The 9,275-nt window shown below is 71.8% G+C and carries 9 protein-coding genes; 6 read left to right on the top strand and 3 right to left on the bottom strand.

Features of this window, described 5'->3' with window-relative positions; genetic code table 11:
- Positions 1-181 precede the first annotated feature (181 nt).
- The 4 genes from ACIRPK_RS36555 to ahcY all read left to right on the top strand — a co-directional run bounded on the left by ACIRPK_RS36555 (position 182) and on the right by ahcY (position 4,427).
- Positions 182-367 carry a Trm112 family protein gene (locus ACIRPK_RS36555; protein WP_184918944.1) on the top strand — a complete coding sequence of 62 codons (186 nt, stop codon included), beginning with the start codon at positions 182-184 and terminating at the stop codon, positions 365-367.
- Between the two features lie 27 nt (positions 368-394).
- A complete protein-coding gene (locus ACIRPK_RS36560) occupies positions 395-1,618 on the top strand; it encodes an SIS domain-containing protein (protein ID WP_403047197.1) in 1,224 nt (407 codons plus the stop codon).
- A 104-nt stretch (positions 1,619-1,722) separates the two neighbouring features.
- On the top strand, positions 1,723-2,688 hold the full coding sequence (locus tag ACIRPK_RS36565) for a cation diffusion facilitator family transporter (RefSeq protein WP_403047200.1): 966 nt from the start codon (positions 1,723-1,725) through the stop codon (positions 2,686-2,688).
- Between the two features lie 290 nt (positions 2,689-2,978).
- Positions 2,979-4,427 (top strand): adenosylhomocysteinase, encoded by a 1,449-nt coding sequence (ahcY, locus tag ACIRPK_RS36570; RefSeq protein ID WP_403047202.1) that lies wholly within the window; start codon positions 2,979-2,981, stop codon positions 4,425-4,427.
- Positions 4,428-4,496: 69 nt separating this feature from the next.
- Here ahcY and ACIRPK_RS36575 read toward each other — a convergent pair whose 3' ends face one another.
- Complete coding sequence (locus ACIRPK_RS36575) at positions 4,497-5,570, bottom strand: hypothetical protein (protein ID WP_403047205.1); 1,074 nt, start codon at positions 5,568-5,570, stop codon at positions 4,497-4,499.
- A gap of 37 nt (positions 5,571-5,607) precedes the next feature.
- Positions 5,608-6,135 (bottom strand): SigE family RNA polymerase sigma factor, encoded by a 528-nt coding sequence (locus ACIRPK_RS36580; RefSeq protein ID WP_403047208.1) that lies wholly within the window; start codon positions 6,133-6,135, stop codon positions 5,608-5,610.
- A gap of 88 nt (positions 6,136-6,223) precedes the next feature.
- Here ACIRPK_RS36580 and ACIRPK_RS36585 point away from each other — a divergent pair, with 88 nt between their 5' ends.
- On the top strand, positions 6,224-6,856 hold the full coding sequence (locus ACIRPK_RS36585; protein ID WP_403047210.1) for a hypothetical protein: 633 nt from the start codon (positions 6,224-6,226) through the stop codon (positions 6,854-6,856).
- Between the two features lie 7 nt (positions 6,857-6,863).
- On the opposite strand, the gene ACIRPK_RS36590 is transcribed toward ACIRPK_RS36585, so the two are convergent.
- Positions 6,864-7,763, bottom strand: a complete 900-nt coding sequence (locus ACIRPK_RS36590; protein ID WP_403047216.1) for an RDD family protein — start codon at positions 7,761-7,763, stop codon at positions 6,864-6,866.
- Between the two features lie 144 nt (positions 7,764-7,907).
- Between ACIRPK_RS36590 and ACIRPK_RS36595 the strand changes: the two genes are divergently transcribed.
- The gene (locus tag ACIRPK_RS36595; protein WP_403047213.1) at positions 7,908-8,912 is read left to right on the top strand and encodes a stage II sporulation protein M; all 1,005 of its coding nucleotides are present in this window, start codon (positions 7,908-7,910) and stop codon (positions 8,910-8,912) included.
- Positions 8,913-9,275: the final 363 nt, after the last annotated feature.

Here is a 9,275-nt window from a genome sequence, read left to right on the forward strand (position 1 = left end):
CCCCTCCTGCGCCTCAACGTCGAAGCCGACACCCCCACCACCATGACCACCATCCGCGACACCGTCCTCACCCTCATCCGCACCTGACACCCGCACCCGCACCCCCGGCCGGTAAGGTTGCCCCCGGCCGGGGCACCGCTGTACCGGCGCACCGTGTACCGACTTCTGGAGCCTGACGACCATGAGCAGCCTGCCGTCCTTCCTGCTGGAGATCCTGGTCTGCCCCGAGTGCCACTCCGCGCTCGCCGAGGAGAGCAAGGGTGAGGAGCGCGAGCTGCGCTGCACCGGCGAGAGCTGCGGCCTGGTCTACCCGGTCCGCGACGGCATCCCGGTGCTGCTGGTGGACGAGGCCCGCCGCCCCTCCTGACGAGTCCGAGGCCGGAGGCCAGCCGACATGATCGACGACAGCCTGCTCGACGACCCGGCCGCCCTCCAGCGCGCCGACCACGACCACGCCCTGCTGGCCCTCGCGGGTGCCGGGGCGCGGGTGCGGACCGCCCTGCGGCTCGCCGACGACGCCGGGCTCGCCGCGCTCCGGCCGGACGGCCGACCGCGCACCCTGCTGGTCGCGGGCCACGGCAGCGTGCTGGCCGCCGGTGCCGCGCTGGCCGCGCTGGCGGCCGGGACCACCCAGGTGCTCCCGCTGCCGCCGACCGACGCCGAGCCGGTGCGGCGGGACCGGACGGCGGCCGACCCGGTCTTCTCGGCCGGGCTGAGCTGGCAACTGCCCGGCTGGGTCGGCCCGGTCGACCTGCTGGTGATCGCCTCCATCGACGGGACCGAGCAGGGTCTGATCGGCCTCGCCCAGCAGGCGTACGCGCGCGGCTGCGCGGTGGTGGTGATCGCCCCGGCGGTGAGCCCGCTGACCGAGGCCGCCCACCAGGTCCGGGGCCTCCCGCTGCCGTACGCACCGTCCGCGGTGGAGCCGGTGGAGCCGGCCGCGGGCACCGAGCCGGACCTGCCCGCGCTGGACCCGGGCGCGCTCTGGGCGCTGCTGGCCCCGCTGCTGGCGCTCGCCGAGAAGCTCGGGGTGACCCAACTGCCGCCCGGCGCCCTGCAGTCCACCGCCGACCGGCTGGACGAGACGGCGGTCCGCTGCCGCCCCGACGCCGGCGCCTACGTGAACCCGGCGAAGAGCCTGGCGGGCAAGCTCTCCGGCACCGTGCCGCTGCTCTGGGCCGAGGGCCCGGTGGCGGCCGCGGTGGCCGAGCGGTTCGCCACCATGCTGGCCGACCGGGCCGGCCGGCCCGCCCTGGCCGGGGTGCTGCCCCAGGTGCTGACCACCCACCGGGGCATGTTCGTCGGCCAGCTCGGCTCGGGCGCCGACCCGGACGACTTCTTCCGGGACCGGGTGGAGGAGCCCGACCCGCTGCTGCTCCAGGTGCTGCTGCTCCGTCAGACCCCGGGCCGGGCCGCCGATCCGGCCGAGGAGGACCAGGCCGAGGTGCCGGAGCCGAGCTACCCGGTCCGCCGCGCGCACCGGCTGGCCGAGGCGCACGAGGTCCGGCTGACCGAGTACCGCAGCGCGCTGGCCGATCCGCTCCAGGCACTGGCCGAGCTCACCGCGCTGACCGACTTCGCCGCCGTCTACCTCGGGTTGGCCGCCACGCGGGACTGACCGGAGCTCAGGCGCCGTACCCCACCGGGATACTGTGTGCGGTCGGCAAGCTGAGCGTCGGCCGGTGCGGCGCACCGGCCCAGTCGGAGGGACACCACCCCAGCATGAGCACCGAAGGCGGCACCAAGGCACTGGTTGCGGCGCTGTCCGCGAACCTGGCGATCGCCGCGAGCAAGTTCACGGCCTTCGCCTTCACCGGCTCGTCCTCGATGCTGGCCGAAGGCGTGCACTCGGTGGCCGACTCGGGCAACCAGGTGCTGCTGCTGGTGGGCAGCAAGCGGGCGGCCCGCGACGCGGACGAGGAGCACCCGTTCGGCTACGGCCGCGAGCGGTACATCTACGCCTTCGTGGTCTCCATCGTGCTGTTCAGCGTCGGCGGCCTGTTCGCCGTGTACGAGGGCGTCGAGAAGATCCGCCACCCGCACGAGCTGCACGGCTGGTACTGGGCGGTCGGCGTGCTGGTGTTCGCCATCCTGGCGGAGGGCTGGTCCTTCCGGACCGCGATCACCGAGGGGCGCAAGTCCAAGGGCAGCCTGGGGTGGATCGAGTACATCCGCCGGGCCAAGGCGCCCGAGCTGCCGGTGGTGCTGCTGGAGGACTTCGGCGCGCTGATCGGTCTGGTGCTCGCGCTGCTCGGCGTCGGGCTCACCGTGCTGACGGGTGACGGGGTGTGGGACGGCATCGGCACCCTCTCCATCGGCCTGCTGCTGGTGGTCATCGCGGTGATCCTCGCGCTGGAGACCCGCAGCCTGCTGATCGGCGAGTCCGCCGACAAGAACGACGTGCAGAAGATCCGTGCGGCGCTGGTCGACCACGACTCGGTGACCCGGATCATCCACATGCGCACCCTGCACCTCGGCCCGGAGGAGCTGCTGGTCGCCGCGAAGATCGGCGTCAACGCCGAGGACAGCGCCACCCAGGTGGCCGAGGCCATCGACCTCGCCGAGGCCCGGGTCCGCAAGGCGGTCCCGATCGCCCGGGTGATCTACCTGGAGCCGGACATCTACAGCGCGGCGAAGGAGGCCCAGGGCCTCGACCCGGCGGCCACCCCTGGCGGCCCCACCCACTGACGGCCCCGCCCACTGACGCACCGTCGGCTCCGGTCGGACCCGGCCGAATCCACCCGTACGAATCCCGTGCGATTGCGCCGTCGGTGTAGATTCGTCAGCAGAGCCAAACGTCGCTGCTGATGGCGGTCGATCGCGGCGTCCGGTGCATCCGGGCGCGGGCGGTCGAGGGAGAGAGGTCCTCCGACGGATTGTGCCGCAGGAGCAGTGCGCCGTGCCGTCGGGCGTCCTGCCACCGAAGCACACCCGTAAGACCGGCCCGTCCCATCCCACGCAGCGAGGAGCAGTACCGCATGTCGACCAACCTCAACGGTGACTTCAAGGTCGCCGACCTCTCGCTTGCCGCCTTCGGCCGCAAGGAGATCCAGCTCGCCGAGCACGAGATGCCCGGCCTGATGTCGATCCGCAAGGAGTTCGCGGCCACCAAGCCGCTGGCCGGCGCCCGGATCACCGGTTCGCTGCACATGACCGTGCAGACCGCCGTCCTGATCGAGACCCTGGTCGCGCTCGGCGCCGAGGTCCGCTGGTGCTCCTGCAACATCTTCTCCACCCAGGACCACGCGGCCGCCGCCATCGCGGTCGGCCCCGAGGGCACCCCCGAGAACCCCGCCGGTGTCCCGGTCTTCGCCTGGAAGGGCGAGACGCTGGAGGAGTACTGGTGGTGCACCGAGCAGGCGCTCACCTGGCCGAACGGCCAGACCCCGAACATGATCCTGGACGACGGCGGCGACGCCACCCTCCTGATCCACAAGGGCGTCGAGTTCGAGAAGGCCGGTGCCGCTCCGGACCCGTCCACGGCGGACAACGACGAGTACCGCCTGATCCTCGAGGTGCTCAACCGCACCCTCAAGGACACCCCGAACAAGTGGACCGAGATGGCGGCCACCATCAAGGGCGTCACCGAGGAGACCACCACCGGTGTCCACCGCCTGTACGAGATGCACCGTGACGGCAAGCTGCTGTTCCCGGCCATCAACGTCAACGACGCGGTCACCAAGTCGAAGTTCGACAACAAGTACGGCTGCCGCCACTCGCTGATCGACGGCATCAACCGCGCCACCGACGTCCTGATCGGCGGCAAGGTCGCCGTCGTCTGCGGCTACGGCGACGTGGGCAAGGGCTCCGCCGAGTCGCTCCGCGGCCAGGGCGCCCGCGTCATCATCACCGAGATCGACCCGATCTGCGCCCTGCAGGCGGCGATGGACGGCTACCAGGTCACCACCCTGGACGAGGTCGTCGGCATCGCGGACATCTTCATCACCACCACGGGCAACAAGGACATCATCCTTGCCTCGCACATGGAGAAGATGAAGCACCAGGCGATCGTCGGCAACATCGGCCACTTCGACAACGAGATCGACATCGCCGGTCTCGCGAAGCTCCCGGGCATCGTCCGGACCGAGATCAAGCCGCAGGTCCACGAGTGGCGCTTCGCGGACGGCCACACCATCATCCTGCTGTCCGAGGGCCGTCTGCTGAACCTCGGCAACGCGACCGGTCACCCGTCCTTCGTGATGTCGAACTCCTTCGCGAACCAGACCATCGCGCAGATCGAGCTCTTCACCAAGACCGAGGAGTACCCGGTCGGCGTCTACGTGCTCCCCAAGCACCTGGACGAGAAGGTCGCCCGGCTCCACCTGGACGCCCTGGGCGTCAAGCTCACCGTCCTGACCAAGGAGCAGGCCGACTACATCGGCGTCCCGGTCGAGGGCCCGTACAAGGCGGAGCAGTACCGCTACTGATCCTGCCGCGCTCGCGCGGCCGAACGCCCGGTGCCGACTGGCACCGGGCGTTCCCCGTTCCACGGGCCGTCAGTTGAGCACGTCGGCCGTCCACTTGGCCGGGTCGGTGCCGAGCAGGGTCACCTTGTCCAGCCAGCCCTGCACACCGCCCACCGCGTCGAGCGTGCCCGGGGTGACGAACTCCACGCAGACCTGCACGCCGTCCGCCGCCTTGCAGCCTCCTCCCCACGGGTCCGTGCTCGGCCCGCCGGGTTGCGAGTGGTGGGCGTCCGGTGACACCCGCGTCATGAAGTACAGACCCGGAGCCGCCGAGTGGACCAGCTCGGCCGTCCAGGTCCCCTTGTCCTGGCCGGTCCCCTGCCGGAAACCCGCCGAGCTGAGCACGAAGCCCGACGGGATCCCGTCCACCCGCAGCGGCAGCGGGACCGGCCGGTGACCCGGCTTCACGTCGGCGGCGATCCGCAGCGGCACCCGCTCCTTGTCCGCCGCCGGGACATAGCTGCTGTTCAGCTCCAGCCACCGTCCGTCCGGGCTCTTCCAGTGCAGGATGTTCAGCCCCGAGGCGTAGCCCGGGTCGTCCGAGGAGACCCAGTACGCCTCCTGCCCGTTCACCGGGGGTGCGGGCACCTTGACCGGGTGCGATCCGCCCGGGAAGTCCGTCAGCGGGGGAGTCACGCCGGCCGGGAAGGCCGTCAGGACGAAGAACGGCACCATGGGGTCGGCCCCGAGGGCGCCCTCCGCCCGGACCGTCATGCCGTTCGGGCTGAGCTGGTAGCGGATCGTCGTGGAGCTCGCCGGCAGCCAGCCGAAGTCGGCCTCCACCGTGAGCGGGGCCCGTCCGGCATGAGGTGCGGCGGTCTGGCTCTGGTCCGGCGCCGGTGTGCCGCTGCCGGGCGGCGCGCTGGGCGAACGTGTCGCCGACGGGCTCTGTGAGAGGGACGGGACCGGGCTGGGCGACAGCGTCCCGGTGGGTCCGAGCGCCTTCCCGCCACTGCCGGGCAGCGTCAGCGAGAGCGTCGCGGCCACCGCCACGGCCACCCCGGTGGCGACGACCGCCGCCCGCCGGCGGCGCCGCAGCCGCGCCAGCCCGTCCTGCTGCGCCCGCTGCGCGTCCACCGTACTGACCGGCCCCGGGACATCCACGATTGCCTCCAACTCCGCTGTCAATGAAGGAAGTTCATCAGCCATTGCGCGCCGCTCCCTCCGAGAGCGCCAGCCGCCCCGGGGCGAGCGTGCGCCGCAGCGCCTCCAGCCCCCGTGCGCTCTGGCTCTTCACATTGCCGGGCGAGCAGCCCAGCGCGTCCGCGGTCTGATCCACACTCAGATCGCAGTAGTACCGCAGCACCACCGTCGCCCGCTGCCGGGGCGGCAACGCGGCCAGCGCCCGCTGCAGGTCCAGCGCCGCCTCCAGATCACCGGCGGGCGGCAGCGCCCCGTCCGCCAGGACCGCGGCCCGGTCGGTGCGCCGCCACCAGGAGGTGCGCTGCTCGGCCAGGAAGGTGTTCACCAGCACCTTCCTGGCGTAGGCGTCGACGCTCTCCACCCGCCTGACCCGCGGCCACCGCACGTACAGCTTGGTGATGCTCTCCTGGACCAGGTCGTCCGCCCGGTGCCAGTCCGCACAGAGGAGATAGGCGACCTTGCGCAGCCACCCACTCCTGGCCGCCACGTACGCGGCGAACTCCGCGTTGTGCGACTCCCCCGTCATCGGGCCCCCTCCCGGACGGTGCATCGGCGCACCCTCCGACAGGCTGATGCGGTCGGGTCCCCGAAAGGTTGCACGTAGGCTTCGGCCCATGCCCAACGGCCGTTACCTGCACCACGACACCCACGACCACCTGCCGCTCGGTGAGGAACGTTTCAGCTGCGCCCCCGGCCCGGCCGGCTGGCGCTACGTCTCCAAGACCTACGCCGCCGACGGCGCGGTGCTGGCCACCACCGACCTCACCCTGGACTCCCGCAGCCGACCGCTGCGGCTCGAACTGCGTTCCGGCGGCTGGCTGGTGCGCGGCGGCGCGGTCGACGGCGTCACCTGGGTCCGGACGGCGGCGGACGGCAACCCCGAGCACGCGGCCGAGGGCCACGACCGGGCCCACGCCTTCACCGGCTCCTCACCGGCCTTCCTGATCGCCACCGCCCGGCTGCTCCGCCTCCAGCCGGGGGACAGCTCCCGGGTCAGGCTGGTCGCCTTCACCGACCCGGTGCTCGCCCCGCGCACCCTCGACCAGGGCTGGCTGCTGGAGTCCGTGCAGACCCACGACACCGACTCGGGCCCGCTCCAGGTCGAGCAGTACCAGGTCGCCGACCTGGAGACCGGCGAGCAGCAGATCGTCCACCTGGCGGGCGACGTGGTGCTCGCCGCCTCCGGCATCGAGCTGGAGGAGCTGGAGTCGCCGCCCAACCAGTGGCCGACCGAGTACTACGCCTGACCCGGCCTCAGGCCGGCGGCGCGAAGCCGGTCGGCGGAGGCGTCGGCTGCGGCTGCGGTTCCGGCGCGGCGGGCTGCGCCTGCGGGGTCGGTGCCTGCTGCATCTGCGGGGCCTGCCGCACCTCGTGCGCCTGCTGGGCCTGGTGACCCAACGACCTTTCCCAGTCCCGCCGTTGACGCTCGGCCAGCACCGCGCCGAGGTACGCCGCCGGCGGCACGCCGTAGGGCGCGGGCTGCCCGGTGCGGGCCACCAGGTCGCCGACCAGCCGGAGCGCCATGCCGTGCCCGACCGCCGGGTCGAGCTGTCCGATCCGCCCCAGGTACTGCCGGATCGCCAGCCAGAGCCCGTCCGGCACCGCCGACAGGTCCAGCGCGACCAGCCCACTGCCGAGCCCCTGCATCAGCTCGGGTGACAGCGGCGGCAGCGCGGCCCGCCCGCCACCCGCCCCGGGCACCCGCTCCCGGACCACCAGGGTCCCGGCGAAGACGTCCCCGAGCCGACGGCCCTCCGGCGAGATCAACGAGCAGACGATGGCCGGTACCCCCATGAAGGTCAGCAGCTCGACGAAGCCCACCAGCCCCCGCACCAACGCGTGCCGGAACCGCACCGGTCCACCGTCGGTCCGCACCACCCGCAGGCCCAGCGCCAGCTTCCCGAGCGACCGCCCCCGGCTCAGCGTCTCCACCATGACCGGTACGCCCACCAGGCAGAACACCATCAGCCCGAGCGCGATCGCGGTGGCAGCGGCTTCGTCCATCTCGCCGGTGGTCTGCTCCAGCAGGATGAGCACGCCGATCAGGACCGCGAACTCGGCCGCGAGATCCAGCCAGATCGCCAGCGCCCGACTCGGCAGCTTGGCCGACCGCAGCCCGAGGACCACCGCCTCGCCCGTCACCAACTGACTCACAGTCGCCACCCCGTCCGATCCGGCGGGGCCATCCCGCGATCTCCAGCCGCCAACATACGGCGCTGCCCGACCCCCGAGAAGAGCCGCCCTCCCCTCTGGCATGCTGAGCCCGACCCGTAGCTCTCACCCGCAGGAGCCCGCCGTATGGACCTCGACGTCTTCGTCACCGCCCACCAGGCGGAGTGGCACCGTCTGGAGGTCCTGAGCAAGCGGCGGCGCCTCACCGGGGAGGAGGCCGACGAACTGGTCACCCTCTACCAGCGCGCCACCAGCCACCTGGCCCAGGTCCAGTCCGCCGCCCCCGACCCCACCCTGGTCGGTCGGCTCACCACCCTGGTCGCCAGGGCCCGCAGCGCGGTGACCGGCGCGCGCAACGCCTCCTGGCGCGACGCCGGCCGGTACTTCACGGTCAGTTTCCCCGCCGCGCTCTACCGGTCCCGCCACTGGTGGATACCGATCGCGGTGCTCTCGATCGTCCTCTCCGCCCTGATCGCCTGGTGGGTGAGCACCCACCCCGAGATCCGGGACAGCCTGGCCGCCCCCGACCAGATCCGCGAGATGACCAAGCCCGGTGGCCAGTACGAGACGTACTACTCCGACCACCCCGCCAGCTCCTTCGCCGCCCAGGTGTGGACCAACAACGCCTGGATCGCGGCCCAGTGCCTGATCTTCGGCGTCCTGCTCGGCATCCCGGTGGTCTGGGTCCTGATCAGCAACGTGATGAACCTGGGCGTCGCCCTCGGCCTGATGAGCTCGGCCGGCCGCCTGGACTTCTTCCTCGGCCTGCTGCTCCCGCACGGCCTGCTCGAACTCACCGCCGTCTTCGTCGCGGCCGGCCTCGGCCTCCGCCTCGGCTGGACCGTCGTCGACCCCGGCCCCCGCACCCGGGCGACCGCCCTCGCGGAGGAGGGCCGGTCGATCATCGGCATGGCGATCGGCCTCACCGTCGTCCTGTTCGTCAGTGGCCTGCTGGAAGCCTTCGTCACCCCCTCCGGCCTCCCCACCTGGGCCCGGATCGGCATCGGCACCGTCGCCGAGATCCTCTTCCTGCTCTACGCCCTGGTCCTCGGCCGCCGAGCCGCCGCCACCGGAGACGCCGGCGACCTCGAAGCCGCCGATCGAGCCGACCTGAACCCGGTCGCGGCCTAGCCCGGCTGGTCAGGACAGGGCCGCTGACCTGGTAGTCTTCTCTTCAGCGCAACAAAGCCGTTGACACGGCCCAGATGTGCTAGTAGCTTTAAACGGTTGAGACCGACTGGACAACAGTCGCCTTGAAGGTTTAGTGTCTACAACATCGCCAGAACGAGGCAGTGAGCATCCACGGATGCCCGCCACCGATTCGGCGGAATCCCTCCCAGCGGGAATTCAGAACGAAGGAAGCCGGTAAAACGGCCGAAATTGATCTGCTAAGCTGGGAAACACGAACGAAGCGCCCGGAGGGTCCGCCTGATAAGCGGCTCGAAGGAAGTGTCCGTTCCTTGAGAACTCAACAGCGTGCCAAAAGTCAACGCC

It is taken from the genome of Kitasatospora sp. NPDC101801 (assembly GCF_044766665.1).
Taxonomy (GTDB): Bacteria; Actinomycetota; Actinomycetes; order Streptomycetales; family Streptomycetaceae; genus Kitasatospora.